Origin of the sequence: Fibrobacter sp. UBA4297 (assembly GCF_002394865.1) — a bacterium.
Classification (GTDB): Bacteria; Fibrobacterota; Fibrobacteria; order Fibrobacterales; family Fibrobacteraceae; genus Fibrobacter.
The window spans coordinates 174,814-200,818 of the sequence record NZ_DGUZ01000021.1 but is presented as its reverse complement, the minus strand read 5'-3'; the positions used below and the strand labels follow the sequence as shown (position 1 = coordinate 200,818).

Here is a 26,005-nt window from a genome sequence, read left to right as displayed (position 1 = left end):
GGAGATGCCCCGTCGGAGCGGGGCATGGCATCTTTCGTCTGTAGCCACATCGTGGCGTTCTTTCGTCTCTCGTCTGTTATTACTTCTGCAACAAGTAGTAGGCGGAGAGCCAGGCTTGCAGGCGTTCCCAGCCACTGTCGTCGCTTTGGGCGATTGCGGATTGCTTGAGCGAGAATACGGTCAGGTTCTTGAGCTTGTGGTTTCCTGTGACGAAGCCCGGGAATATGATGAAGGCGTTTTTCATCTTGGTGTCTTCGACGGTCTTTCCGTCAATGGCGATAACGACATGGTTTGCCTTGATGTACAAGGCGTAGTGATGGCGTTCCCCGTCCAAGACATCGTGGCAGTAAGAGTTACCGAGTTCAGGGAACGAATCCGTATACGTCGAGTCTTTTGAGACTCTCCTGTAGAAGTTGGTGCAGAGCTGCTCAGGCTTTTCACCTACCCTCAGACGGTATGTGACATCGTTTTCTTTTGAATCAATAATCAAAGAGTCGGCTTCTGCGATTTTGCTGCCGTCTTCTTCAATCCAGAAGCTGATGCCGAGGCTATTGCTTGTCGTATCCGTGATGAATGTATTCATGAAATCACCTTCGGTGACGGACAAACCTGATTTGGATTCGGCAAACACTCTGGAAATTGCGGAAGCCTTGTATGCGGTTTCGCTTGATACGGTTGTGAATTTGTATGTACCTGCGTCAATGCTTGGGATTGCCGTGAAGTAAAGCGACGAGTCCGCATCGTTTTCGGCTTTAAAGACTGCGAGCGAGTCTCCGTTGTTGTCAATGAGAACCGGGTTCTTGACCTTCGTGGGGATCGTTACCGGAACAATCATGGATTCAAGAGTCTTCTCGCCGTTCAGCTTCTTTGCGGCGCTCAAGGCTTCTTCCGGAACGGTGACCGTTACGAATTCTGAAGAGACTTCGAGCTTTTCGCCAGGGACAAAGTCCCACTTGACGTTGCGCGTCGAGGTGTCGCGACCGGCGCCTCGGATGAGGATGATGTTCGTGAATTCTGCAGGCGGAATTTCATCGAGCTTGACGGTTCCCGACTTGAGGTCGCTTTCGCTGACTGCGGTGCAGTTTAGCGTACCCGTGATGCAGAGCGTGTCGCCCTTGTCAAGATCGTACGTGCCGAGGTCAAGTTCGAGGCTTGCATTCTCTTCGAGCTTTGCTTCGGGGACGTTGAGCGTCTGTAGGTCGGTCTTGGAGTCTTTGACTGTGAGCGTCTGGTAGGCGGACTGTGTGTGTTCCGTATTGCTAATCTGCAAAGCGTATTCGCCAGCAGCGACGCTGTCAATGGTGTATTTGCCGTTTTCGTCCGTCGTGGCGGTCTTGATGGGGGCCATGCGCGTGGCGACGTGGTTTGCCGAAAGTAGGCTTACTCTTGCGCTTACGACCGGGGATCCACTTCCGTCGATGACGATGCTTGCGATGGTCGTGCCGGATTCAGTTTCTGTGAGCACGCCGGCATGGTTTTCGTCGGTACAGGCGGAGAAAAGCGATGCGAGGGCAAAAATCCCTGCTGTATTTAAAATCTTAAAGTTCATCATGCCTTAACCTCCGGATCGAGGTTAGAGAACAAGTGCAGGTTCATCTGGTAAACGCCGTTTGCCTTTTCGTTATCTTCGCTGATGATGCGTCTTGCCTTCGCCTTGAATTCCTGGAGTTCGGATTCAAGTTTCTTGTAGGCGTTGTTCGAGATGCTGAAGGTGAGCGTGCTCATGACGGTCGGCATCTTGGGGCGCGTGATGAGCGCCTGCTTCGAAAGTTCAAAACATTGCAGTTGGTACTGCTTGATGAGTTCCGCATTGTTGTACGGACCGCTGGAGATGGATTCCTTGGTCGGCTTCCAGAAACCAGATTCGTTCTTGCGGGCGAGGCCCAGCTTTTCCAAAAGAGACAACGAGTCCTTAATCTTTCCGAGTGGAATTTTCGGGAAGATTCTCTTTTGCACCGGTGTCAAGTCATCTGTAACGTCCATAGCATCAAGAATAGCAAACATTGCGCTATGGTACCAATGGTTATAGTATTCGTAGGTGTTCGAATCGAGGATATGCTGCGGATTGGGGTGCAGGTGCAACAGTTCTTCCATGGCGGCGCTACGGGCGGTTTCGGTTTTTGCCTGGTCGAGCTTCACCATGGTCTCGAAGTACTTGGCGGCCTTCTTGTTGAGGCCGAGGACTTCGATAAACTTGGCTGTCATGCGGGGGCTGACCTTTTTCCCTCTGAGAACATCGGCAAAGTAGCTGCGCGTCTTGGGGAGGCCGAGCATATTGCAAATTCCGGTACGGGTGAATTCCGGGTCGGACTGGACTCTGGCCGCCTGGTATTCTTCCAAGTACTTGCGGAAGTGCGTAAACTGGTAAATGTCGATATAGTTTTCCACGAGGATAATATAATATTTATGAGAACTAAGGTGAGAACATTTTTTGAGAAATAGCATTAAAATGTGATGTATGTCCGCTTGACTGTTTCTTACTTTTTTATTACGATAAAGCCGGGCGTTGCGGGCTGGCGTCTGAAGCCCGCTCGAAGGGGTAGCAAAAGACGAGGCTTTTGCGAGGGGGACGCTTCCCCCCACCTAACTACCAACCACTATCTACTGCCTACTTGTAAATTCGCTACGCTCATTTACCAAATACTAGGCTCGGAAATGTCGGTGCGAGCACCGCCGCTTCTCTCGCCTTACGTATTTGTCCTACTTCCTACCGCCTACTTCTTACATTTTTGTTGCATTTAAAAAATTGACGTGTCTGAAGCGAAAAACAGCTTTTTCCCAAAGTATCTACTGCCTACTGCCAACTGCCTACTGCCAACTATTTTTCTATCTTTAGGCGCGAATTTTATGAGGTAACTCCTATGGGTAATGAGGCAGAAAAGCCGAATATCATTACGTCCTCGCTTGACTTTTTGGTCAATTGGGGGCGCTCCAATTCCTTGTGGCCGTTCCCTTACGGTACGGCTTGTTGTGCAATCGAATTCATGAGTACGGAAGTGGGTCGTTACGACCTTTCACGTATCGGTTCTGAATACGTGCGTTTTACGCCGCGTCAGTCCGATGTACTGCTTGTTTCCGGTACGATCACTTACAAACAGGCTCCGATCTTGAAGCGCATCTACGAACAGATGGCTGAACCTCGTTGGGTGATTGCCATGGGCGCTTGCGCTTGCTCAGGCGGTTTCTACGACTGCTACTGCACGGTTCCTGGTATTGACCACATTATCCCGGTGGACGTCTATATTGGCGGTTGCCCATCCCGTCCGGAAGCCTTCTTCGATGCCATGTTTGACTTGCAGAAGAAGATTAAAGACGAATCCTACATGAAGCAGCGTGCCGAAAGCGTCAAGGAACAGCTTGAAATGATCAAGGTGAAGACTGCCGAAGCGAAGTGCGAAGCCAAGACTGCTATTCACGAAAAGGTCGTGGACATCAAGGACTTCATGAAAGAAAAACAAGAAAATCTTGTAAAGAAAGCTCAGTTCTGGAAGGAGTAGAAGAATGACTGTTGAAGAAATCTTCGCCGCCCTTGAAGGAAAGTTTGACGTCAAGCGCGAACCGCTCGACAAGTGGGGTGTCACGGCTGTCGTTGCTGCTCCCTATCTGCATAACGCAGTCCAGTTCCTCAAGGAAGAATCCGGCATCAAGTTCGATATGCTCGTGGACATTGCCGGTATCGACTACTTGACTTACCCGAATCACGAAGGCCCTCGCTTTGCGGTCTCTTATGCTTTCAAGAGCATGAAGAATCCGGGTGCCCGCATCCGTCTTAAGGTGCTGGTGTCCGAAGAAAACCTCAAGGTCCCGACGATTAGCGACCTCTATGCCAATGCGAACTGGTACGAACGCGAAGTCTATGACCAGTTCGGTGTGATTTTTGAAGGTCATCCGGACCTCCGCCGCCTGTTGAACCACGTTGAATTTGTTGGCCATCCGCTGCGCAAGGATTACCCTGCCCAGAAGCGCCAGTGGCTTTCGACAAACGACTACCTGCTTCCGGAACTCGAAAAGCGCCTCGAAGAACTTGGCTACAAGGTCATCCAGCGCTCTAAGGAAGTGGAAACGAACGACAATGAATTTTTGGAAGGGAGTATCAAGGAATGATCGTATTAGATCCGAATGGCGAAAAGCTGAATTTGATGCCCTTGAACGTTGGGCCTAGCCACCCGGCGACTCACGGTTGCTTGCGCTTCTTGACCGCTTTGGATGGCGAAACCATCGTGGCATCCGTCGAAGAAATCGGCTACCTGCACCGCGGGTTCGAAAAGATGGTGGAACGCGGTACTTGGCAGCAAGTCGTTCCGTACACGGACCGCTTGAACTACTGCTCTGCTATCATGAACAACATTGCGTTCTGCCGCACTGTCGAAAACATGTTCGGTGTTGAAATCCCGGAACGCTGCAAGGTGCTCCGCGTGATTGTGAACGAACTTAGCCGTATCAACGACCACTTTGTGTGCGTTGCTGCTGCGTTCCAGGACTTGGGCGGTACGACTCCGTTCATGTACGCCTTCAACCCGCGTGAAGAAATCATGTGCATCTGGGAAAGGCTCACAGGTGCTCGCCTTACGAACAGCTTTGCACGCATTGGCGGTCTCTACCGCGATAGCTACGACGGTTTTGAACAGGACGTTCTCGCTGCCCTCAATTCTACCGAAAAGGCATTGAAGGACTTGCACGCCTGCTTGGACAGAAACCGCATATTCCTCGACCGTACGGTGGGTATCGGCAAGATTTCTGCCGAAAAGGCTATCAGCTACGGCTGGACGGGCCCCTGCCTCCGTGCATCCGGTGTTGCCTCTGACCTCCGCAAGGACGAACCGTACTACGATTATGAAACCTACGACTGGGAAGTCGTGGTCGGCACTCAGGGCGACTGCAACGACCGTCTGCAGGTTCGTTTGGCTGAAATTGAAGAATCCGTGAAGATTGTGCGCCAGGCTTTGAAGCGCCTCGCTCCGGGCCCGGTCGATATCGTTGATCCGCGTATCCGCGTGCCGTCTCACAAGCTCGCTTACCAGGATATGGAAGGCCTTATCGGTCGCTTCAAGAGCGTTTACGAAGGCATCCGCGTTCCGGAAGGCGAATACTACTGCGGGAGCGAATGCGCTAACGGTGAACTTGGCTTCACGATTATTTCTGACGGCTCTGGCCATCCGTACCGTATCAAGGTGCGTCCGCCTTGCCTCACGCAGTTTGCTGCATTCCATGAACTCGTCGAAGGCGGTCTCTTGGCTGACTCCATGGCCGTGCTTTCGGGTCTCAACATTATTGCTGGAGAACTTGACCGATGAGAGAACATATTACTGGCGCTGTCCAATTTGTCTCGAACAATCATTTGAAGTTCGACCGTCCGGCGCAGCCGATTGATGCTTTGCCGGATCCGGGCCAGAAGTTTGGCTATGTGAACAAGCCTGTGCCGCAGCCGCCTACGGCTGAAGTGCTCGCGAAGCTCAATACGCCTGAAATCAAGGAACGCTGCGCTGATTTGCTCAGCCGCTATCCGGTGGGTCAGGCTGCACTCCTCGAAGTGCTTTGGCTCGTGCAGGGCGTGTTTGGCTGGGTGCCGCGTGAAGGTATCCGCTGGGCTGCAAACGTCTGCGGTTGCGCTCCGGCTCATGCTCTTGGCGTTGCTACGTTCTACACAATGTACAACCACGCTCCGAAGGGCAAGTTCCTCTTGCAGTTCTGCCGTAACATCAGCTGCACCATCAAGGGCGCTCCGAGTTTAATCGCTTATGTGGAACATGCTTTGAATATCAAGACGGGCGAAACGACTCCGGATGGTCTCTTTACGATCCTCCAGGTGGAATGCCTCGGTTCTTGCGGCAACGGCCCGATGATGCTCGTGAACGACGACTTCGCTACAGACGCTGATGGCGACGTGCTCACGATGAAGCCGGGTACAAAGCTTACGACCGACAGCATCGACCGCATCCTCAAGTGGTGCTATGCTCATGAAAACAACATCCCGAAGCACGATGTGCTCGGCGGTACGGTGAAGGGCCACTGCGGTCATCCGGGTGCTCCGGGTGCTATTGCAAAGCCGCAGGTAGCTGACTACGCTCCGCCTTCTCCGGTTTTGAATGTCAAGTCCGAAGCTGACGAAACGGGCGCCACCCTCACTTGGAAGGGCGCTCCGGAATTCACGAAGATTGTCGTCGAAAAGAAGAACGGCAACGACTGGGTCGCCGTGGGCGAGCCGGGCGTGAAGGACAAGGCTTTTGTGGACCCGAACGGAAAGGTCGGCGACGAATACCGTATGATTGCGACCTCCGGTGAACGTGTTGCTAAACCCTCGGCTGTTGCTGTGACTAAGCAGAAGTCCGCACCGGAACAAAAGGCGGTTTAATTATGGCTGAATGTGTAAAAGTTTGTACGCAGAACTTTGGCAAGGGCGCCCAGGACATCAAAGTCTATAAGAAGCTGGGTGGCTACTCCAACATTTCTGAACGCTTGTTCAACATGAGCCAGTTTGAGCTCATTGATTACGTGCAACGTTCTAACCTCCGCGGACGCGGTGGTGCAGGCTTCCCGACCGGCATGAAGTGGAGCTTTGTGCCGCGTGGTACGGGCAAGCCGGTTTACATTGTCGTAAACGCTGATGAAGGCGAAGGCGGTACCTTTAAGGACCACTTCCTCATGCTCGAAGATCCGCACCGCTTGATTGAAGGCCTTATCATTGCAGCTTGGGCACTCGGTTCTCGCGCGGCCTACATCTACTGCCGTGGCGAATTCCTCCCGTGCATCGAGGCCTTGAACAAGGCCTTGAACCAGGCTTATGCTGCTGGCTATCTCGGCGAAAACATTTGCGGCACGAAGTTCAGCTTTGATATCTTTGTGCATCGCGGTGCTGGCGCCTACATTTGCGGTGAAGAAACTGCTCTTATTAACTCTCTTGAAGGCCAGAAGGGCCAGCCGCGCCTTAAGCCGCCGTTCCCGGCTGTTTGCGGTGCCTGGAAGTCCCCGACCTGCGTGAACAACGTCGAAACCATCATGTCGCTTCCGTGGATTTTGAGCCACGATCCGAGCGAATACGCCAAGATGGGTACGCCTCGCGCCGGTGGTACGAAGGTGTTCTGCATTTCCGGTGACGTGAAGAACCCGGGCGTGTACGAAGCTCCTCTCGGCACTCCGATGATGACTATGATTAACGATTACGCCGGTGGCGTTGTGGGTGGCAAGCTCAAGGCTGTGCTCCCGGGCGGTTCCTCTTGCGCTCCCTTGACGGCTGAAGAAGCTGCAGTCGCCACGATGGACTACGAATGCCTCGCCTCCATGAAGACGATGTTCGGTTCTGGCGCCATGATTATCATCAACGATACGCACAACATGGCAGACCTCTTGAATTGCCTCGGCAACTTCTACAGCCATGAATCTTGCGGCCAGTGCACGCCGTGCCGTGAAGGTACAGGCCTCTTGCACCGCATCTTGAACCAGATGGTGGCCGGCAATGGTCACGATGGCGATGTGGAACTGATGCAGAGCCTTTCTAGCGGATTTGGTGGCGTGACGATTTGCCCGCTTTCGATTTCTCTCGGTGGCCCGGTTTCGAGCTACACTGCAAAGTTCCGTGCGGACTTTGACGAATATATCGCTAAGAACCCCGAACATGCAAAACCGCGTGTTCAGGAAAACTATCGTCCTGGAATTTTCTGGTAATAATATGAGTAACTACTATAACATGCCGAAACTCCCGACTGAGAACAGCCCGAAGGTGGAAATCTTCGTGGATGATCGTGCCGTGATGGTTCCTGGCGATACCAACCTCCTCGAAGCCTTGAAGGCTGTCGGGATTGAAACTCCTCACGTATGTTATCATCCGTATTTGCCGGTGTCGGGTAACTGCCGTCAGTGCCTGGTAGAGCAGGAAGGCCCGCGCGGTCGCATGCTCGTGATTTCGTGCTATACTCCTGTGACTCCGGGTATGAAGATTTATACCCCGGCCTCCAGCGCACGCGTGAAAAACGCTCGCAAGGCTACACAGGAATTCATGCTGGTGAATCACCCGCTCGATTGCCCGATTTGCGACAAGGCCGGTGAATGCACCTTGCAGGAAAACTACATGGAAGCAGGCCAGAACGAAGGCCGCCTCCGTCCGGAATACGGCAAGAATTACCATGGCAATCCGGAACATCAGTTCATTGATGCGAAGGGTCAGCTCCGTGGCGGTAAGCATGTGGACATTGGTCCGCGCATTTTGCTCGACGAAGAACGTTGCGTGCAGTGCGACCGTTGCGTACGCTTTATGCGTAGCATCGCGAAGGACGAACAGCTCCAGCTTGCTGGCCGTGCCGACCATACTTACATTACGACTTTCCCGGGCGAAAAGCTCGACCACGAATACGACCTCTGCGTTACGGATGTATGCCCGACGGGCGCCATGACGGCAAAGTACTTCCGCTTCCAGAAGCGCGTTTGGCTCCTTGCCCATACGCCGACGATTTCGATGGACGACTCCCTCGGTGCAAACATCTGGCTTGACCACGCCGATGGCCGCATCTACCGTGTGATGCCGCGTTGCAACCCGGAAGTGAACCGCAGCTGGCTCTCCAATACGAGCCGTCTCGCTTTCCAGCAGTTTGACAAGAACCGCTTGCCAGCAATTGACGCTTCCGCTATCCAGATTAGCGGTGGCAAGGTCGCTCTCGTTGCAGGTGGCGCTTGCACGAACGAAGACCTCGCTGCTCTCAAGATGCTCAAGGAAGCTCTCGGTGACCGCGCTGAACTCTTCGGTGGTTCCCTCCTCAAGGTGAACGCTCCGGACGGTATCGCCAAGAGCGGTGACCCGGTGGCAAACCGCGCAGGCATGCAGCTCATGGGCTTTGCTGACGTTGCAGAACTCCTCAAGCGCGCAGGCGAATTCAGCAACCTCATCACGGTGAATGCTGACCTCTACGGCGAAGACGCTGCTGCTGCCAAGGCGCTCGACAAGATTTCGAACCGTATTGCCCTTTCTGCTTTCGATGACGCAACCGCGAAGAAGGCCAAGGTCGCTTTCGGTATCCGCCACTGGAGCGAAGTCCAGGGCACGATGGTCAACAGCCTCAACATCTTGCAGAAGCTCTCTGCTGCTCCGACTTGCCCGGACGAAAAGCTTGCCCCGGCCTACGAAGTGATTTCCGCTTTGGCTGGCAACAAGTTCAATTCGGCTTGCGAAGCTTTCAAGAAGGCTCGTGAATACGTGCCGGCTTTCGCCGACATTACCTATGATGCCATCAAGAGCACAGGAAAGCTCCTGGGAGGTAACGCATAATGGATATTATTGAATCCAAAACCTGGATTGAATGGGCAATTACGATTGCGAAATTCGCTTTCTGCTTCGTACCTGTCCTTTACATCCTCCTTTTAATCCCGATGGAACGTCGTGGCGCGGGCTTCATGCAAGACCGTCAGGGTCCGAACCGCTCCTACATCAAGATCCCGTACTTCGGCAAGATCCGCTTGCTCGGTTACGTGCAGAACATGTGCGACGGTACGAAGCTCTTCTTCAAGGAAATGTTTGCTCCTGCAGGCGTGAACAAGCTCCTTTACTATGTAGCTCCGGCAATCCCGTTCGCTATCGTGTTCCTCTCTCCGTGCGTGATCCCGTGGTTTGGACCGATGATCTTTGACTGGGGTGGCGAAACGGTGCGCATTGCTGGTTCCATCATCGATTCCGATGTGGGCGTGCTCTTGCTCTTCGGTTTCTCTTCCATCTCGGCTTACGGTGCCATGCTCGCTGGTTGGGCTTCCAAGTCCAAGTACAGCTTCTTGGGCGCTCTCCGTACGAGCTCCATGACCATCAGCTACGAAGTCTGCCTCGGACTTTCGCTCATGGGCATTTTGCTCCTCGCCGGTTCTTTCAACCTCACGGACATTGTGCAGTGGCAGGAAAATCACGTGTGGGGCATCGTTGCCCAGCCGGTCGCATTCTTCTGCTTCCTCATTGCAAGCATTGCTGAAACGGGCCGTGCTCCGTTCGACGTTGCCGAAGGTGAACCTGAACTCGTTGCCGGTTACCATACGGAATATGGTGCTATGCAGTTCGGTCTCTTCTACATGGGCGAATACTCGCACATCTGCATCAACAGCTTCCTCATTGCGACGCTGTTCCTTGGCGGTTATGCAGTTCCGTTTGTGACGACCGAAACGATGCAGGAACACATGGGTGGCTCCCTTGCCATTCTCTGTGGCGTACTCGCTTTCATCGCTCTCGCTTTCCTCCACATGATCTACCGCTATTCCCGCAAGCTCAAGGCAACGAATCTTACACACCGCTTTGAAGTCCTTAGGGAATACAAGCTTTACAAGATTGTGGCTTGGGTCGCTGCTGCAGCATTTATTGCTCTCGGTGTTTGCGCCTGGTTCTTCTACAATCCTGAAAACTTCGTGGTGAACGGCCTCGCTGTCGGTAGCTTTGCAACCGCAGTCGGTACGGCACTCATCCACTTGCTCGTTCTTGTGGCAAAGAGCCTCATCTTCTGCTGGGTCTGGATTTGGGTCCGCTGGACGCTCCCGCGCTTCCGCTATGACCACGTGATGCACCTCGGCTGGAAGATTATCTTGAATATCGCCCTCATCAACCTCGTGGTGACTGCGGTCATTGCAAAACTCTTAGGGGGTAACTAATGCGCGTTATTAAGCAAAAACCGATGACCGTTATCGAACGCCTTTACATTTTCGAGGCGATTCGCGGTCTGTGGACAACCCTTAAGCATGCGGCTCGCGGCTTGTTCCGTTATGAAACGCTTCCGACGATTTCTTATCCGGAAGGTCAGCCCGAAATCCGCAACACCTACCGTGCCAAGCACCGCTTGATGCTTCGCCCGGATGGTACGCCTCGCTGTGTCGCCTGCGGCATGTGCGCTGCGGCTTGCCCTGCCCACTGCATCTTCATTGAAGCAACGCAGAGCGATGACCCGCGTATCGAAAAGCGCGTGATGCGCTTTGACATCGACCACTTGACTTGCGTGTTCTGCGGTCTTTGCGCCGAAGCCTGCCCGGTCGATGCCCTCCGCATGGATACGAAGCAAATCATTTTCGAACACCGTTCCCGCGAAGACTTCGTGGCACACCTTTACGATCTCACCAACTGGGATCCGAAGGATTACCCGAATGACGAACAGAGCCAGATGGCTCCGGGCGGTACAAAGAATGCCGAGGCCCGCAAGGTCTGGGGCATGGAGGTCAAATAATGCTTGCATTGATTTATTTCATTGTCCTCGCAGTGATCGCAGTCGGCAGTGCCGTTTGCGTGCTCCTCTCTAGACACCCGCTTTATGGCGCCCTTTCGCTGGTCGCCTCGATGGTGTCTCTTGCCGGTATCTACGGCCTTCTCGGAAGCCCGTTCCTCGGCGTCGTGCAGATCATGGTCTACGCAGGTGCAATCATGATGCTCCTCACGTTCGTGATCATGGTCTTGAATGGCGCCCGTGACTCCCACACGCCGATGTTTGACAAGGTTTCGCTCTTTGTGATTCCTGCCGTCATCGTGCTTGCCGGTCTCGTGGGCTTTGCCCTCGTCCGCGCTCCGATCGCTTTCGATGCTGCAACGGTTCGCGGTTCTGTGGCAATCACTTCCAAGACTCTCTTTGATGTAGCTCAGAGCGGCCCTGGTTACTTCGTGCTTTTCGAAGTCCTCGGTGTGCTTCTGCTTTCTGCCATGGGTGCCGCAGTGCTTCTCGCCAAGAAGCGCCTTGGTTCTGTGGAATCCGAAAAAACGGAGGATAAACACTAATGGAACTCCAAGCTATATATGTTCAGATCTTGGCCCTGGTCATTTTCGCCATCGGCCTCATGGTCGCGGTCTCTCGCCGCAATGTGTTCTTTGTGCTGATGGGTGTTGAACTCGCCCTGAACGCCGTGAACCTCTCCTTCGTGGGCTTTGCAAAGACTTTGCCCGGGGACGCAAGCATTGTGGGTCAGGTGGTTCCGCTGTTCTCAATCGCAGTCGCTGCCGCTGAAGCTTGCGTCGGCCTTGCCATGGTCATCCTCATTTTCCGCAACCGTGAAAGCGTTGACGCCGACACGTATTCTAACATGAAGGGGTAATAAACAATGATTTCTCTTGGTTTGATACCTCTCTTCCCGTTGTTGGGATGCATTATCCTCGGTGCTATCGCCGTCATTTCTTCGGGTAGCAAGAAGGGACCTGCTGAAGGTTTCGTTGGAACTCTCGCAGTCCTCTTCCCGGCTCTCTCCTTTGCTGGTGTTGCACTCCTTTCGCTCAATATGCCGGAAGGCGGCGTTCGTGAAACGCTCTGCAACTGGATTGACATCCCGATGTTCCGCGTGGATATCGGATTCCTGTTCGATGGTCTTTCCCGCATCATGCTTTTGTTCGTGACAGGCATCGGCTCTCTCATTGCTCTCTACTCGATCGGTTACATGCACGGTGACCGCGGCTTTGCCCGTTACTTCGCCTACATCAACCTCTTCTTGTTCAGCATGATCGTGCTCGTGCTCTCGGACAACTTGCTCCTCACGTTCCTCGGTTGGGAAGGCGTGGGTCTCTGCTCCTACCTCCTCATCGGTTTCTGGAACAAGGATATCAAGAATTGCCATGCCGCTAACAAGGCTTTCATCGTGAACCGCGTGGGCGATATCGGCTTCTTGCTCGGTATGCTCTGCCTCGTGACGATCGGTGGCTCTGCTATCCTCAACTACGATGTGCTTACGAATTTCATCAGCATGGTCATCAGCGGTAACCACGTTGACCTGGTTATCCCGGTTCTCTCTATCGCTGGTATCCTCTTCTTCATCGGTTGCACGGGTAAGTCCGCTCAGATTCCGCTTCTCACCTGGCTTCCAGATGCTATGGCGGGTCCGACTCCGGTTTCTGCCTTGATCCATGCCGCAACGATGGTGACTTCTGGCGTCTACTTGCTCGCCCGTCTCGGTAGCATGTTTGCTCTCCTCCCGGTGGTGCTCGACATTATCGTGGTGATCGGTATGCTCACTGCTTTCTGGGCTGCTGTTGCAGGTCTTTTCCAGAACGACATCAAGAAGGTGCTTGCTTACTCTACCATTAGCCAGCTCGGTTACATGTTCATGGCTTCTGGTGTTTGCGCCTTTGACGCTTCTATCTTCCACGTGTTTACGCACGCCTTCTTCAAGGCTGCACTCTTCCTTGGCGCTGGTGCTGTGATTCACGCTCTCTCGGGCGAACAGGACATGCGCAAGATGGGTGGCCTTTTGAAGAAGACTCCGGTGACCGCCTGCGTGATGATCTTTGCGTTCCTCGCGATTGTCGGCTTCCCGGGATTCTCCGGTTTCTGGTCTAAGGACCTGATTCTCGAAAAGATTTTCATGAGTGGCACGATGGGCCAGGCTGTTTACGTCGTGGGCCTCATTACGGCTGTGATTACCGCTGTCTACATGGGTCGCCTCATTATCCTTACGTTCTTCGGTAGCTACCGCGGTTCCAAGGAAAGTGAAGAACACATCCACGAAGCTCCGGCTGTCATGCTCATCCCGATGGTGATTCTTGCCTTCGGTGCTGTGTTTGCCGGTTACCTTTGGGCTGATTCCATCGGCATCAAGTTCTTTGCCGAAACGCTCGCTCCGGTCGTTGGCGCCGCCCAGGCTTACAACACTCCGGCTGTGGTCGCCCACGTGAACCCGGTGGTCTTTGCTGCTCTCGGTACGGTGGCAGCCCTCCTCGGTATGTTCATCGCTTACAAGATTTACGCCAATGCCCGTATCCCGGCTGCTAAGGGTAGCTCCGCTCCTGAAGGTGGCAAGGCTACGTGGACGTTCCTGTTCGATTCCATCCATAAGTACGTGGGTATCATCCCGGTTAACGTGCTTGCATGGATCTGCGATGTCGTTGTCGACAAGATTCTCGCGGCTGCCCAGTGGACGATTGGTGCAATCGCAACGATTCTCGGTGACGGCGCCGCCTCGTTCCAGGTGCGCAAGGTTCGCCTCCAGATTGCCCTTAGCATTCTTGGTCTGGTGGCGTTGTTGGCTATTGTTATTTTGACTGGAGGTACTCTCTAATGCTGTTACATCTCCTTGTCCTCGCCCCGTTCGTTGCCGCCATCCTCATGGTGATGACGTCCAAGGAAGACTCCAAGTCTTCTTCCCGCCTTGCCATTTTGATGGGCATCGGCTTTACGGCCATGTCTGTCGCCTTGATTGCTGGCGGTAGCGTTTCGACGGATGCTATTGAATGGTTCCAGATTCCTGGTTGCAAGGGACCTGTCTACTACTACCTCACAAGTCACGGACTTGCCTCCTGGATGGTGTTCCTCTCCAGCGGGCTTTCTCTCGTGTCCTTGATTTCTGCACGTGCAATTACTTGCAGAAGCTATCGCAACTTCGCTATCGGCATCTTCTCCTTGATGGGTGCCATGAACGGCACCTTCCTTGCGGCTGATGCTGTGCTCTTCTTCTTCTTCTTCGAAGCCATGGTGATCCCGGCTGCGGTTCTCATTGCTGGTTTCGGTGGCAAGGACAGAATGAAGGCCGCGATGACATTTGCGATTTACACATTGGTCGGTTCTGCTCCGATGATGGTCGCTCTCTGGTATATCCTTACGATTGCCGATAACTCGACGCTCATCTCCATTGCTGTTGCCGTTCAGGGCCTCCCGGAAGCAACGCAGAACGTGCTTCTCGTGTGCTTTATGCTCGCTTTCCTCGTGAAGACTCCGATTTTCCCGTTCCACGGCTGGCAGGCGATTACTTACGCCGAAGCTCCGGCTCCGCTTTCTGCAATCCTCACGGGTGCAATGAGTAAGGCTGGCGTGTTTGGCTTTATCGTCTGGATTCTCCCGATTTTCCCGCTTTCGATGAACGCAGTCTCCTGCATGATGTGGCTTGGCCTCTTCACTGCAGTCTATGGTGCTCTCATGGCTCTCCGCGCAACGGATGGCAAGAAGCTCCTCGCATTCAGCTCCATGGGCCACCTTGGCCTTGCTGTGGCGGGTGTGTTTAGCCTCTCCGAAGCAATGCTTCCGGCTGTGCTCGTGTTGCTCGTCGCTCACGGCATTTCGGCTGGCGCTCAGTTCTACCTCATGGGTATTGCAGAACGCATGGCGGGTACGCGCGAACTCGATAAGCTTGGCGGTCTTTCTTCCAAGAATCCGGTGTTCTCGACGCTCTTTGGCTTTGCCGGCGTGATGGCTCTCGCCGTTCCTGGTACGGCAGGCTTTGTCGGTGAATTCTCCGTGCTCCTCGCTTTGTGGGACATGGGCCCGCTCCCGGCTCTCGTGGCAGGATTTACCTTGATCCTCTCCGCTGCATACATGCTCCGCTTCATCCAGAAGGTTATTTTCGGTAAGCAGGCCCGTGAATACGAAGAAGGCCGTCGCACGATGCCGCTCGAAGGCGTTAGCATCGCTGTGATGCTCTTGCTCCTCCTCGTGTTCGGTTTCCACCCGGCATACGTGACGGATACCCTCAACGAAGCTGACGTGAACGAAGATCCGGCTGCAGTCCAGGTGCTGAACAGTGCTGCTCTCAACAACGGCGAAGCTCCGATGACGGCCGAAGAAATCCACCAGCTGGATTCGACGCTTGCCGCAGCAGGCTTTAAGGATGACGAACGCGCTTCGATCATCGCTCAGATGAAGGGCGACGCTTCCGTTGATGCAAAATCTGAAAAATCTGTGAAGGAGGCTTCCGATGCTAAGTAATCTTGTTTATCTCTTGCCGGTGATCTTCGTGGTCTTGGGCGGCATGGTGGCTCTCGCTGCTGAACCGTTCTTGCGCGACGAAAACAAGCACAAGGTTCTTCCTTGGGTGGCTGCTTTCTTCATTGCTCTTAGCGTAGCCGCTTTGTACTACGCAAAGACCGAAGCTCTCTTGAACCTTTACGCGATGGACCCGGTTCGCCGCGTGCTTTGCGCTGCAATCCTCCTTTGCGGTTTCCTCGGTATTTCGGGCCTCCAGTGGACTCTTGGCCGAGAACAGTTCAAGGGCGGTGAAGCTTATGGCCTCATGATGCTTGCCACTAGCGGTGCTATGCTCATGACCCAGGCTATCGACTTTGTGGCTTTGTTCATTGCAATGGAACTCACGAGCTTCCCGATTTACGCTCTTGTGGGCATTCGCCGTAAAGATGTGAATGCAAACGAAGGCGTTTTCAAGTACTTTGTCTCGGGTGCTGTTTTCAGTGCCATCTTCCTCTACGGTGTTTCGCTCATTTACGGTGCCACGGGTTCGACGCATTTCTGCGGTCACGTGCTCGAAGGCCGTATGGCAATCTACAGCGTCGGTATGCTCTTTGTGATTGCTGGCCTCCTCTTCAAGGCTGGCGCTGCTCCGCTCCACTTCTGGGTGGCTGATGTCTATACGGGCGCCTCTGTCGCCGTGACGGGCTTTATGGCCGCTGTCGTGAAGGTCGGTGCTCTTGCCGCTCTCGGTACGGTCTGGGTAAGCGTTCTCGTGACGCGCTCCGGTGCCGAAGCGGTGTGGAACCTCGCCGAAAAGGTGACTGTCGCAAATCCGTCTAAGCCGCTCTTCTACGTGGTCTTGGTGGTTGCTCTCCTCTCCATGGTGATAGGTGCATTTAGTGGCCTTGCTCAAAAGTCTGTGCGTCGCATCTTGGCATTCTCTGCTGTGATGAACGCTGGCTTTATCGTGATTGGCCTCTTGGTCCCGAATTACCTCGGCAAGGGCGAAATCCAGATGGGCCCGATGTTCTACTTCCTCATCACTTATGCGATTGCCTCTGCGGGCGCCTTGACGGGTATTGCCTACATGTCGGGCAAGGATGATTGCAAGGAAAATCTCGAAGACCTCCAGGGGGCAGGCCGTCGCCGTCCGTTTGTGGCTCTTGGTGTTGCCGTTTGCCTTGCTTCGCTTGCTGGTCTCCCGCCGGTTGCAGGTTTCCTCGCCAAGTTCACGCTGTTCACCGAAGCCTTCAATGCTGACCTCGGCTGGCTTGCCGCTATCGGCTTTGGCCTCTCCTTGGTGGCTGCTGTTTACTACCTCCGCATCGCCTACGTGCTCTTCGCCCCGGCAAAGGACGACAAGTGCTGTGGTGGCGATCATATCTGCTGCAAGTCGAACTACGCATACGTTTACTTGCTTCGCTTTGCTGTTGCCGTGTCCGCTATCGCACTCCTCGTGATTAGCGCTCGCCCGGCACTTGCACTGATCGGCTAGTAAATCACCATTACCAAATTGAAAAACGTCCCGGCTGAAAAAGTCGGGATGTTTTTTTTGTAATTGAAAAGTTTACGCATTTTCCCTGAGACAAATGCACTAAAAAAGCGTGTTAATATAAGTGAAAACACAACATTTTCCAAAAGGGCTTGACACCCTACTGAATAGGGTGTATATTGTATTATGACAAGAGAGTTTATCATCACAAAGGAATTTGACCAAATATGGAAAAATCTGGGTTTGACAGATTCTGACCTCAGCGAACTTCAGGCTTTTCTCTGCGAAAATCCAGATGCTGGCGATATCATGGAAGGAACTGCGGGTGTAAGAAAATTGCGGTGGGCCCTAAAGGGACGAGGGAAAAGTGGAGGAGCGAGGGTTGTTTATTTGGATATTCTTTTTTCAGAACGTATATATTTGATAACGGTTTTTCCAAAGAATGAAAAGGCGAATTTAAGTAAGCAAGAAAGAAATGCAATAAAAACATTGGTTCTGGCTATAAAAAGGGCTGAAAGGGAGTTAAAAAAATGAAGGAAAATAAAGCTTTTGAAAGCATGATGAAGGGACTTTCTGAAAGCCTTGAATATGCGAAAGGCGATTCGTCCAAAGCACGAAGAATGAGCGTGACTGTATCCGCTCTTCCGTCTTATCGTGACAAAGAAATAAAAGAAATTCGCAAAAAATTGAATCTTTCGCAAAAAAATTTTGCTTTTGTTTTGGGTGTTTCACCCAAAACAGTTGAAGCTTGGGAATCGGGAAGGAATATTCCACAAGGACCTGTTCAACGTTTTTTGCAAATGCTGAAATCAGGTGGGAAAAAATTGCTGCAAGACTACAATGTTATTTCGGTAGCCTGATAAATAGGTCTGAGGTCGAGGTCGCGTCTGCGACGCTCTGAGATCGGCTTGCAAAGGCAAGCCTTTGAGGAGTGAAAAACTTCTTTAAAGAACATCTCGGCGTGAATGCCGGGATGTTTTTTTTTGTATCTGCAATTCCTATTATCCTCGAATTATATTTATTTATCCTTGGTGAATGAGGTTTGTCGGAAAAGCGGAAACGATAAGTCTGAGCAAAGAAAAAATGAATTTATATTTGAAGTAATGAAATTTTCAAGAATTTTTTGTTTTTTCGGCATTTTGCTTGTGTCCATTTTTTTGAAGGATGTGGCGGGGTCCAAGTGCATCGGGGTTCTTTTGAAGCCTTGGTTCCTGATGCGTATGTAGGTCCTGCAATTGCTTTAAAAAATGACTCGAATATGCGAAAAGTCAGTATTTCTGCTCGGATTCCCAATAACAAACATTTGCATTTAGATGGAATTGAAAATGATTCCGTTGAAGGGTTTGAGTACTCTTTTGAACCAACTGAAGCGGATATTTATTATGATTTCAAAATTTTCCCCGTGACAGCTTCTTATGATTATTATGTAAAAAAGAGAGCTATGCTTGGTGGTATCGGATTTGGATTTAATCCATATCCGTATTTTCGGTTTACTGGTGGATTTAATGTGCATTATCTTGAAATGGGTGCATTCATGTCGATAGGATTTGGAAGAGTAACGTATTCCGCCTATGCTCCCTATATAAAGGATCAAGGAAATATGGCAGGGGCAGGAACGAGTACGAAGGGGGTTATAGAATGCGACGAGTGTTATGAATTTAAGTTTAACGGAAATATTGGATTATATATAAATGCGTTTCTGCCTAATGATTTTGCTCTTTCATATTCCATATCTGCATACAATCCATGGTTGCGTAGTGATTTGCAAGGTTATCCGTTAGCTTTTGATTTTCCTTCTATATTCTCTCAATATTTTGGCGGGAGCTATTTGTTTGCTCGTCATTATCAAGTGTCTTTAGGCGCGAATGTTCATTGGTGTAATTCCTTTAGCGAAATAATCTGGAATGTCGAAAGTAAAATCTCATTTTTGTTTTAGTTGTTTAGGTGAATTTTTTCTACTTTTCCAAGCGTAGATAAAAAAAGGAATTATTATGGACAAAATTTATCGTTCAGGTATTGGTTTTGATGTTCACAAGTTGGTGGATGGTCGCAAGTGCATTATCGGCGGCGTGGACATCCCGTACGAAAAGGGTTTGCTCGGCCACAGCGACGCAGACGTGCTTTTGCATGCGATTAGCGATGCTTTGCTCGGGGCTGCAGGCCTCGGCGACATCGGCACTTACTTCCCGGATACGGATCCGGCATTCAAGGGAGCTGACAGCTTGGAACTTTTGCGCAAGGTTGGCGAAGAAGTCAAGAAGGCCGGTTACGAAATCATCAATATCGATAGCATTGTGATGTGCGAACGCCCGAAGGTGAACCCGCACAAGGACCAGATGAAGGCTAATATCGCCCGCGTGCTCGGTCTTGATGTGAAGCAGATTGGCATCAAGGGCACGACAACGGAAAAACTCGGATTCACGGGCCGTGGCGAAGGTATCGCAAGCCAGGCTATCGCGATGGTTGCAACGAAGGCTTAATAGCAGTCCGCTTGAGCCAAATAAAAATTCCTACTAAAAATGTAAGCTTCCCCCCTTTGACGAATCAGAGGGGGATTTCTATTTTTTACATAGTTCTAAAAAACAGAAACAACTACGTCTCGAATCCGGACTAGCTGAAAGGCAGCGACGATGACCCCGGTAAGAGGTGCTTTTATAGGATTGACCTATGACTCTTATGATTCTCAAGATGTTCGGTTGCCTCGCTCTCCTTATGTTCGGCATGAAGACGATGAGTGAAGGCTTGCAGAAACTTACTGGTGGACACCTCCGTACGGTTCTTGGTACTATGACCAAGCATAGGCTTGGCGGACTTATTACAGGTACTGCCGTTACTGCTGCTGTGCAGTCTTCGACTGCGACTACCGTCATGACTGTTAGTTTTGTGAACGCTGGCTTGCTTACTCTTAGGCAGGCCATTCCTGTTATTATGGGCGCAAATATCGGTACGACGGCAACGGCGTGGCTCATGTCCATCTTCGGATTCCAGTTCAACATGAGTAACGTGGTGTGGCCGTTCTTTGCGCTTGGCATTGTGCTAACCTACGTCCGCAAGAACAGTGTCAAGAGCTTTGGCGAATTCGTGTTCGGCTTCTCGTTTATGTTCCTCGGGCTTACAACGCTCCGTGAAAACGCGGTGGCGATGGACCTTTCGCACAACCAGACGATTATTGATTTCTTTGCCTCGACGGGCGGCTACGGCATCTGGAGCACGCTTTTGTTCTTGCTTTTGGGCGGTATCCTTACGATGTGCGTGCAGTCTTCGGCGGCCATCATGGCGATTACGCTTATCCTCTGCTCTAGCGGCGTGCTCCCGATTTACCAGGGCATTGCGCTTGTGATGGGCGAAAACATCGGTACGACGGTCACTTCGAACTTGGCGGCGCTATCGGCAAGTACGCAGGCTAGGCGTGCGGCTTTGGCGCACATGCTCTTTAACGTGTTCGGCGTGGTGTGGGTGCTGATTTTGTTCCACCCGTTTGTGAACATGGTTTGCCATTTTGTTGGATTTGACCCGACATTTGTGCCGCAGACGCAAGAAGAAATTGCCCATGCAAGTGTGCGTGTGACGTATGCACTTTCTGGATTCCACACGGCATTTAACCTGTGCAACGTGCTTCTCCTCATCTGGTTCATCAAGCCGATGGAAACGCTCATCTGCAAGATTATCAAGGAAAAAGACGACGGCGAAGATTTCCGCATCCAGTTTATCAGCGGCGGCCTCATGAGTACGGCCGAACTTTCGCTCTTTGAAGCTCGCAAGGAAATCAACGTCTTTGCAGAACGCACTCTCAAGATGTTCCGCTTTTTGCCGGACCTCCTCAAGATGAAAAATGAAGAGGACTTTGTAAAGCTGTTCGCCCGCATCGAAAAGTACGAAGGTATCAGCGACAGATTTGAAATTGAAATTGGTGAATACTTGAACAAGGTCAGTGGCGGTCGCTTGAGTATCGAAAGTAAGACGATGTTGCAGTGCATGCAGAAGGAAATTTCTGAAATCGAAAGTATCGGCGATGCTTGCTACAACATGGCTCGCGCCATCAACCGCAAGTTCCATCTTGAGGAAGATTTTACCGAGGAACAGTACAGCCGCATAGAAAACATGATGAAACTTTGCGACCAGGCGCTAGTGCAGATGGTGGATGTTATCGAGGACAAGCCGCATACGAAGGCTTCGAATACGATGACGCTGGAATTTGAAATCAACGACTACCGCAAGATGCTCAAGGACTTGAATATCGAAGATATCAATGCGCAGCGCTACAGCTACCAGATTGGCGTGCATTACATGGATGTGGTGAACGACTGCGAAAAGCTTGGCGACTATGTGGTGAACGTCGTCGAAGCGCACGTGAACCACAGATTGCTCGGAAAGTAATCGGAATGGAGCCGCAGAGAATGTGGCTCTTTCAATATTTTTATACCGTCTATTACAAGGTCGAAGGAAGTGACAACTGGAACGCATTCGAAGCGAAAAAGGTTGAAGTGGTAATTGCGAAATCTACAGCTATCGGTCGCATGAATACACGCGCGGGTAGGGTCACAATAGTTGGCTCGGATCGCACCTTTGACCTCAAGGGTCGCCCGGCCCGTGGCTCGTCGAATGCCCGAGGTGCTTACTACAAGAAGTAACCTCGCTATCCTCGCTCTCCCTGCTTAACGGGGAATGCTTGGAACAAAACAAAAAAGCTCCGCGATGGCGGAGCTTTTTGCGTTTGCTAGACGCCGCTTCTGACGAGACTATGCTCTTGCGGCGAGTTCTTCGGGCGACCTCATGAGAATGTCCCAGTCGCCGCGCTTGATGATTTTATAGGCGTAGCCCTGTTCCGTGAGGAACAGCTGGCGGTTCATGGCGAATTCCTGTTCCTTGGAGTCCTGCGTCACGATGCTGTAGAAGTGGGCGGCGCCGCCGTCGCTCTTGGGGCGCAATACACGGCCGAGGCGCTGTGCTTCTTCCTGACGGCTACCGAACGTACCCGAAATCTGGATAAGCACGTTGGCGTCCGGCAAGTCGATAGCGAAGTTACCGACCTTCGAGACCATGAGGTTCTTCTGTGTGCCCGAACGGAAGGCTCCATAGAGCTTTTCGCGTTCCTTGTTCGGAGTCTTGCCGGTGATCAGCGGAATTTGGAGGTCTTCGGAGAGCGCTTCGAGCTGGTCGATGTACTGGCCGATGATGAGCACGCGGTCATCCGGCTTGCTGAAGTACTTGAGCAAGCGTTCGACGATGTCCGTCTTTTCGGGGTTCGTGCTTGCGAGTGTAATCTTGTCGCGCACGGGGGCAAGCGCATACTTCATCTTGAGTTCCGGATCCATCGGGATGCGGATTTCGTTACAGTCGGCAGTAGCAATCCAGCCCTGTGCTTCCAAGATGCGCCACGGGATATCGAACTTTTTCGGTCCGATCAAACTGAAAACTTCGGTTTCCTTATGGTCTTCACGGACCAGCGTTGCCGTAAGGCCCAAGCGGCGGGTGGCCTGCATTTCGGTACTCAGGCGGAACACCGGAGCCGGGAGCAAGTGGACTTCGTCGTAAATCATGAGGCCCCACTTTTCCTGGCTAAAGAGCGGGAAGTTGGCAAGTTCCTTCTTGACCTCTTCTTCGGTCATTTCCGGTTCCTTGCCTTCCTTGTTTTCGTCGCCCTTCTTGGCGCGCTTGCGTTGCGTCAAAATTTGGTAAGTGGCAACTGTCACCGGACCGATTTCTTTCACTTCGCCGGAGTATTCCTTGACTTGGTCAAGCGTAAGGTTTGTCTTGTCGCAGATTTCGCGGATCCACTGGCGCGAAGACGAGATGTTCGGTGTTAAAATCAATGTCTTAGTTTGTACCAAAGCCATGGTGGCAAGGCCAATCACGGTCTTACCGGAACCGCAGGGGAGAACGATCACGCCGGAACCGCCCTTTTCGCTACCGCTGGCGTAGAACACCTGTGCGGCATCCTTCTGGTAATCGCGGAGGTTAAACGGCTTTCCGGAAACGGTTGTTTCGCGGAGCTGGATGGGGAGCGGGTCGCCAACGGTGTAACCGGCCAAGTCTTCGACCGGGAAGCCTGCATTGGTGAGGACCATCTTCAGGTGGCCGCGGCGTTCGGGGTCAACAACAACGTGCGTATCGTCGATGTATTCGATGATGAACGGTTCCACGTCCTTCAACTTGCAAATTTCGAGGAACATTAATTTGTCATCAGATTCCATCGTCAAGCGTCCGTCTTCTTTTTTGAGACGAAGCAAGCCGTAACGAGCCATGTAGTCTTCGATTTCCGTGACGACCGTCGGCGGAATGGGGTAGCGGCTCTGGCTCTCGAGTCTTTCGAGAACTTCGGGAGCGCGGAGACCTGTTGCGGCTGCGTTCCACAAGCTCAAATGAGAAATCTTGTATGTGTGCAGGTGCTCCGGGCTTTTGACAAGCTCTGTAAAAGGAGCGATTGCGTCACGTGCTGTAGTGTAATTAGGATTATCGACCTCGACCATGATTTCGAGGTTACTTTGTACAATAATTGCGCCATTCGGATTCATAGAGTGCCAAATTTAGTTATTTAGGGCGCATTTCGCAAGTCGTACGTTTTTGCTGAAAATCTTACAAAAAAACTCCCCGGACTTGTGTCCGAGGAGTCTTTCGAGCCGCCCAGCAGATTTGAACTGCCGACCTGCTGATTACGAATCAGCTGCTCTACCAGCTGAGCTAGAGCGGCGAACGGGGACAAATATAGTAAAACGATTATTTCTTGTCAAGATTTACTGACAACCTTTATTTTTTTTTCTATGATTGGTCTACGAGAAAAATTTTAACATGGAAGCTTAACTATGGCTAACGAATCTAATAACAATAATTCTGAACTTAAAGCCTTCTTTGTCCAGCATGGTACAAAGATTGCTGTGGCGTTTGTCATCCTCTTCGCAATTATTGCTGGCATTGTCCAGTATAAGGAAGCTCGCAAGGTTGCCGCTGCCGAACAGAGCGAACTCATCGGCTTGGGTCTCACTTACCTCTATGCTGGTGAAAAAGACAGCGCCCTCGTGGAATTTGAAGGCAAGATTGCCTCTGGTAAGCTCGAAGGCCTTGCACTTGCTAAGGCTTCGCTCCTTGCCGGTAACATCAAGTTCGAAAAGAAGGACTTTGATGGTGCTGCCCTCCTCTTCCAGAATGCTCTTGATAACGCTGGTTCTGTGGCTCTCGTCCGTTCGGCTGCCATGCATGGTCTTGCCGCGGTGAAGATGGAAAAGGGCGACTTCTCTGCCGCTGCAAACTTCCTCGAAAAGTACGTTGCTGAATTCGGCAAGCGCACTGGCGACAAGGAAGACCGCTACCAGAAGGACGAACCGGCTGACGAGGTCCCGATGGTTGCAGACGCCATGTGGAAGCTCACTCTCGTGTACCAGCAGCTTGGCGCAAGTGACAAGGCAAAGGTCACTGCCGAACGTCTCCTCCAGATTTATGGCGACAACCGCGCCTTTGCTGACAAGGCTCGCAAGTTCCTCGCAGCTCTCTAATTAGTTACTAGATACTAGTTAGTAGAACTTAGACCTTAGAGGTGTCATCCTGAGCGAAAGGCGTAGCCTGTAGCCGAAGGATCCAGTGACGTTCTCTAGAATCTCATAAAAGCGTTTATAGCTCGTTCCTTGATGGGGACGGGCTTTTTTTATGGTTTTAGATTCCTTAAAAATCAATTTACAAACGGGCGCGCTTTTAAAAAGTATATTGATATTATACACAACCTAAAATGGGAGGGTGGGCCATGAAAATATTTTTATGGGCTTTAGCAATGGCTTTTTTGTCATTGTCTTTCACTGCATGTGGTGATTCCCCGGAAAAGTTTGTGAACGATGTGGTTAATAGCGGTATCAAGTGCGAAACGCACGAATACGACAAGGCTAAGTGCGATGAACTTGCAGTCGAGTTCAGGGCGCGTAACCATAATTTTAGTGAAGACGAACAGAGGCGGATCCAGAAGCTGGTTGTCGAAAAGTTCTTTATCGAACTGAAAAAGCTAAACGAAAAAAATGCGAAAGATGGGCCTACGCTGTAGTGTTTAGTGGCTTTGCGAGACTTGCTAAAAGGTCAGAGTCCAGCCTACGGCAAACAATGCGTAGTAGGCGAGGATTCCAAAAATGTCTGCTGCGACCGTTGGCGCTCCCCAGCGGAGCGCTTTTTTTGTGGGGATAAATCCGCAAAGGAGCCCCGCGATGAATCCGTACAAGTGCCCGAGGATGTCGGCATTTTCGCCAAGACCGAGGAATACGGCGAGCGAGGCCGCGCCGCAGAGCGGCGCAAAGCGACGGAGCATGCCGTGCGTTTCGCGCGGCATGAGACGGAACTCGATGACGGCGAGGCAACCGATGGTTGCAAATACGAAGCCGGAAAAGCCGAGCGAACGGAAGCTTGTCTGCACTGTAAGCGCAACGAAGAAGTTGGCAACAGCACTTGCGACCGCTAGGAACGGCACGAGCTTTGCAAGCGGGATGCGGTAGTGCAAAAGGCTCAGCGCCAAGAATCCCGAGACGAGGTTTGATGCGAGATGGCGGCTGTCGGCATGGAGCGTCATGGCGGTTATGGTGCGCCACCATTCTCCGCGAAGGATTTTTGATGCATCGGCAATGCCTGCATTGTGCATCTGGATGGAAATGTCGGAGAAGTCCAACAGCGTACAGGCGATGGGTATGGCGAGCACCCAGAGCGGTTGTAGCGAGAACTTTAGCGGAAGCGGCGGGTTCTCGTCACGCGGTGGATTCTCGCGGTGGTAGAGGCGAATCTGGAATTGCGCGGCACGGCGTTTTTCGGGTTCCACAAAAATCTGGAACGGGCCCTCTTCGGAGCGCTCGATGCGGTGCGTAATGCCCTGTGACAAAAGCACGAGACTCTCGTCGCGGATTTGCCTAAAACCGCCCTCGCTCACGCGGACATCGGGCGGAAT

24 protein-coding genes, 1 tRNA gene and 1 pseudogene are annotated in these 26,005 nt (G+C 52.0%); 21 read left to right on the top strand and 5 right to left on the bottom strand.

Going from position 1 to position 26,005, the window contains the following annotated elements; genetic code table 11:
* Window positions 1–79: 79 nt before the first annotated feature.
* The gene (locus B3A20_RS12870; protein WP_290765532.1) at window positions 80–1,552 is read right to left on the bottom strand and encodes a carboxypeptidase-like regulatory domain-containing protein; all 1,473 of its coding nucleotides are present in this window, start codon (window positions 1,550–1,552) and stop codon (window positions 80–82) included.
* Window positions 1,549–2,388, bottom strand: coding sequence for a TIGR02147 family protein (locus B3A20_RS12865; RefSeq protein ID WP_041260474.1), 840 nt, complete (start codon window positions 2,386–2,388; stop codon window positions 1,549–1,551). Before B3A20_RS12865 ends, B3A20_RS12870 begins: the two co-directional genes overlap by 4 nt.
* A gap of 473 nt (window positions 2,389–2,861) precedes the next feature.
* Here B3A20_RS12865 and B3A20_RS12860 point away from each other — a divergent pair.
* From B3A20_RS12860 to B3A20_RS12770, 19 genes and pseudogenes are all read left to right on the top strand, one after another.
* Window positions 2,862–3,362 (top strand): annotated as a pseudogene (locus B3A20_RS12860) (NADH-quinone oxidoreductase subunit B); the annotation flags it as partial.
* Between the two features lie 139 nt (window positions 3,363–3,501).
* Window positions 3,502–4,104: an NADH-quinone oxidoreductase subunit C gene (locus tag B3A20_RS12855; RefSeq protein ID WP_290765527.1), complete on the top strand. Its 603-nt coding sequence runs from the start codon at window positions 3,502–3,504 to the stop codon at window positions 4,102–4,104.
* The gene (locus B3A20_RS12850; RefSeq protein ID WP_290765525.1) at window positions 4,101–5,294 is read left to right on the top strand and encodes an NADH-quinone oxidoreductase subunit D; all 1,194 of its coding nucleotides are present in this window, start codon (window positions 4,101–4,103) and stop codon (window positions 5,292–5,294) included. The genes B3A20_RS12855 and B3A20_RS12850 overlap by 4 nt, the downstream gene beginning before the upstream one ends.
* Window positions 5,291–6,352: a complex I 24 kDa subunit family protein gene (locus B3A20_RS12845; RefSeq protein ID WP_290765522.1), complete on the top strand. Its 1,062-nt coding sequence runs from the start codon at window positions 5,291–5,293 to the stop codon at window positions 6,350–6,352. The genes B3A20_RS12850 and B3A20_RS12845 overlap by 4 nt, the downstream gene beginning before the upstream one ends.
* Window positions 6,353–6,354: 2 nt before the next feature.
* On the top strand, window positions 6,355–7,662 hold the full coding sequence (gene nuoF / locus B3A20_RS12840; protein ID WP_290765520.1) for an NADH-quinone oxidoreductase subunit NuoF: 1,308 nt from the start codon (window positions 6,355–6,357) through the stop codon (window positions 7,660–7,662).
* A gap of 4 nt (window positions 7,663–7,666) precedes the next feature.
* Entirely contained in the window at window positions 7,667–9,256 is a 1,590-nt protein-coding gene (locus tag B3A20_RS12835) for a 2Fe-2S iron-sulfur cluster-binding protein (RefSeq protein WP_290765517.1), read from the top strand.
* Window positions 9,256–10,611 (top strand): complex I subunit 1/NuoH family protein, encoded by a 1,356-nt coding sequence (locus B3A20_RS12830; protein WP_290765515.1) that lies wholly within the window; start codon window positions 9,256–9,258, stop codon window positions 10,609–10,611. Before B3A20_RS12835 ends, B3A20_RS12830 begins: the two co-directional genes overlap by 1 nt.
* The gene (locus B3A20_RS12825) at window positions 10,611–11,177 is read left to right on the top strand and encodes a NuoI/complex I 23 kDa subunit family protein (protein ID WP_173563049.1); all 567 of its coding nucleotides are present in this window, start codon (window positions 10,611–10,613) and stop codon (window positions 11,175–11,177) included. The genes B3A20_RS12830 and B3A20_RS12825 overlap by 1 nt, the downstream gene beginning before the upstream one ends.
* The gene (locus tag B3A20_RS12820; RefSeq protein WP_014546782.1) at window positions 11,177–11,719 is read left to right on the top strand and encodes an NADH-quinone oxidoreductase subunit J; all 543 of its coding nucleotides are present in this window, start codon (window positions 11,177–11,179) and stop codon (window positions 11,717–11,719) included. Before B3A20_RS12825 ends, B3A20_RS12820 begins: the two co-directional genes overlap by 1 nt.
* Entirely contained in the window at window positions 11,719–12,033 is a 315-nt protein-coding gene (gene nuoK, locus B3A20_RS12815; RefSeq protein ID WP_014546783.1) for an NADH-quinone oxidoreductase subunit NuoK, read from the top strand. Before B3A20_RS12820 ends, nuoK begins: the two co-directional genes overlap by 1 nt.
* 6 nt (window positions 12,034–12,039) lie before the next feature.
* Entirely contained in the window at window positions 12,040–13,983 is a 1,944-nt protein-coding gene (nuoL, locus tag B3A20_RS12810; RefSeq protein ID WP_290765511.1) for an NADH-quinone oxidoreductase subunit L, read from the top strand.
* Complete coding sequence (locus B3A20_RS12805; RefSeq protein ID WP_290765510.1) at window positions 13,983–15,623, top strand: complex I subunit 4 family protein; 1,641 nt, start codon at window positions 13,983–13,985, stop codon at window positions 15,621–15,623. Before nuoL ends, B3A20_RS12805 begins: the two co-directional genes overlap by 1 nt.
* Window positions 15,613–17,097, top strand: coding sequence for an NADH-quinone oxidoreductase subunit N (locus B3A20_RS12800; RefSeq protein WP_290765509.1), 1,485 nt, complete (start codon window positions 15,613–15,615; stop codon window positions 17,095–17,097). The genes B3A20_RS12805 and B3A20_RS12800 overlap by 11 nt, the downstream gene beginning before the upstream one ends.
* A 183-nt stretch (window positions 17,098–17,280) precedes the next feature.
* Window positions 17,281–17,628 carry a type II toxin-antitoxin system RelE/ParE family toxin gene (locus B3A20_RS12795; RefSeq protein WP_290765507.1) on the top strand — a complete coding sequence of 116 codons (348 nt, stop codon included), beginning with the start codon at window positions 17,281–17,283 and terminating at the stop codon, window positions 17,626–17,628.
* Window positions 17,625–17,954 (top strand): helix-turn-helix domain-containing protein, encoded by a 330-nt coding sequence (locus tag B3A20_RS12790; protein WP_290765505.1) that lies wholly within the window; start codon window positions 17,625–17,627, stop codon window positions 17,952–17,954. The genes B3A20_RS12795 and B3A20_RS12790 overlap by 4 nt, the downstream gene beginning before the upstream one ends.
* Before the next feature lie 320 nt (window positions 17,955–18,274).
* A complete protein-coding gene (locus B3A20_RS12785; RefSeq protein WP_290765503.1) occupies window positions 18,275–19,030 on the top strand; it encodes a hypothetical protein in 756 nt (251 codons plus the stop codon).
* A 55-nt stretch (window positions 19,031–19,085) separates the two neighbouring features.
* A complete protein-coding gene (ispF, locus tag B3A20_RS12780; RefSeq protein ID WP_290765501.1) occupies window positions 19,086–19,574 on the top strand; it encodes a 2-C-methyl-D-erythritol 2,4-cyclodiphosphate synthase in 489 nt (162 codons plus the stop codon).
* A gap of 187 nt (window positions 19,575–19,761) precedes the next feature.
* Window positions 19,762–21,471 (top strand): Na/Pi cotransporter family protein, encoded by a 1,710-nt coding sequence (locus B3A20_RS12775; RefSeq protein ID WP_290765499.1) that lies wholly within the window; start codon window positions 19,762–19,764, stop codon window positions 21,469–21,471.
* Window positions 21,472–21,491: 20 nt separating this feature from the next.
* Window positions 21,492–21,725, top strand: coding sequence for a hypothetical protein (locus B3A20_RS12770; RefSeq protein ID WP_290765497.1), 234 nt, complete (start codon window positions 21,492–21,494; stop codon window positions 21,723–21,725).
* A 108-nt stretch (window positions 21,726–21,833) separates the two neighbouring features.
* Here B3A20_RS12770 and B3A20_RS12765 read toward each other — a convergent pair whose 3' ends face one another.
* Entirely contained in the window at window positions 21,834–23,609 is a 1,776-nt protein-coding gene (locus B3A20_RS12765; RefSeq protein ID WP_290765495.1) for a DNA repair helicase XPB, read from the bottom strand.
* A gap of 103 nt (window positions 23,610–23,712) precedes the next feature.
* Window positions 23,713–23,785: transfer RNA gene (locus B3A20_RS12760), tRNA-Thr, on the bottom strand.
* Window positions 23,786–23,897: 112 nt separating this feature from the next.
* Between B3A20_RS12760 and B3A20_RS12755 the strand changes: the two genes are divergently transcribed.
* Both B3A20_RS12755 and B3A20_RS12750 read left to right on the top strand, forming a co-directional pair.
* The gene (locus tag B3A20_RS12755; protein WP_290765493.1) at window positions 23,898–24,584 is read left to right on the top strand and encodes a tetratricopeptide repeat protein; all 687 of its coding nucleotides are present in this window, start codon (window positions 23,898–23,900) and stop codon (window positions 24,582–24,584) included.
* A 245-nt stretch (window positions 24,585–24,829) separates the two neighbouring features.
* Window positions 24,830–25,120: a hypothetical protein gene (locus B3A20_RS12750; RefSeq protein WP_290765490.1), complete on the top strand. Its 291-nt coding sequence runs from the start codon at window positions 24,830–24,832 to the stop codon at window positions 25,118–25,120.
* A gap of 24 nt (window positions 25,121–25,144) precedes the next feature.
* Here B3A20_RS12750 and B3A20_RS12745 read toward each other — a convergent pair.
* Window positions 25,145–26,005: rhomboid family intramembrane serine protease (locus tag B3A20_RS12745; RefSeq protein WP_290765487.1), on the bottom strand; the 861-nt coding region annotated here is incomplete at its 5' end.

Coding starts and splice junctions, on each gene's coding strand:
- B3A20_RS12870 (WP_290765532.1), bottom strand. CDS start 1,552: ATGATGAACTTTAAGATTTTAAATACAGCAGGGATTTTTGCCCTCGCA.
- B3A20_RS12845 (WP_290765522.1), top strand. CDS start 5,291: ATGAGAGAACATATTACTGGCGCTGTCCAATTTGTCTCGAACAATCAT.
- B3A20_RS12755 (WP_290765493.1), top strand. CDS start 23,898: ATGGCTAACGAATCTAATAACAATAATTCTGAACTTAAAGCCTTCTTT.
- B3A20_RS12830 (WP_290765515.1), top strand. CDS start 9,256: ATGGATATTATTGAATCCAAAACCTGGATTGAATGGGCAATTACGATT.
- B3A20_RS12820 (WP_014546782.1), top strand. CDS start 11,177: ATGCTTGCATTGATTTATTTCATTGTCCTCGCAGTGATCGCAGTCGGC.
- B3A20_RS12855 (WP_290765527.1), top strand. CDS start 3,502: ATGACTGTTGAAGAAATCTTCGCCGCCCTTGAAGGAAAGTTTGACGTC.
- ispF (WP_290765501.1), top strand. CDS start 19,086: ATGGACAAAATTTATCGTTCAGGTATTGGTTTTGATGTTCACAAGTTG.
- B3A20_RS12850 (WP_290765525.1), top strand. CDS start 4,101: ATGATCGTATTAGATCCGAATGGCGAAAAGCTGAATTTGATGCCCTTG.
- B3A20_RS12790 (WP_290765505.1), top strand. CDS start 17,625: ATGAAGGAAAATAAAGCTTTTGAAAGCATGATGAAGGGACTTTCTGAA.
- B3A20_RS12750 (WP_290765490.1), top strand. CDS start 24,830: ATGAAAATATTTTTATGGGCTTTAGCAATGGCTTTTTTGTCATTGTCT.
- B3A20_RS12835 (WP_290765517.1), top strand. CDS start 7,667: ATGAGTAACTACTATAACATGCCGAAACTCCCGACTGAGAACAGCCCG.
- B3A20_RS12800 (WP_290765509.1), top strand. CDS start 15,613: ATGCTAAGTAATCTTGTTTATCTCTTGCCGGTGATCTTCGTGGTCTTG.
- B3A20_RS12765 (WP_290765495.1), bottom strand. CDS start 23,609: ATGAATCCGAATGGCGCAATTATTGTACAAAGTAACCTCGAAATCATG.
- B3A20_RS12770 (WP_290765497.1), top strand. CDS start 21,492: ATGTGGCTCTTTCAATATTTTTATACCGTCTATTACAAGGTCGAAGGA.
- B3A20_RS12825 (WP_173563049.1), top strand. CDS start 10,611: ATGCGCGTTATTAAGCAAAAACCGATGACCGTTATCGAACGCCTTTAC.
- B3A20_RS12805 (WP_290765510.1), top strand. CDS start 13,983: ATGCTGTTACATCTCCTTGTCCTCGCCCCGTTCGTTGCCGCCATCCTC.
- B3A20_RS12775 (WP_290765499.1), top strand. CDS start 19,762: ATGACTCTTATGATTCTCAAGATGTTCGGTTGCCTCGCTCTCCTTATG.
- B3A20_RS12795 (WP_290765507.1), top strand. CDS start 17,281: ATGACAAGAGAGTTTATCATCACAAAGGAATTTGACCAAATATGGAAA.
- nuoF (WP_290765520.1), top strand. CDS start 6,355: ATGGCTGAATGTGTAAAAGTTTGTACGCAGAACTTTGGCAAGGGCGCC.
- nuoL (WP_290765511.1), top strand. CDS start 12,040: ATGATTTCTCTTGGTTTGATACCTCTCTTCCCGTTGTTGGGATGCATT.
- nuoK (WP_014546783.1), top strand. CDS start 11,719: ATGGAACTCCAAGCTATATATGTTCAGATCTTGGCCCTGGTCATTTTC.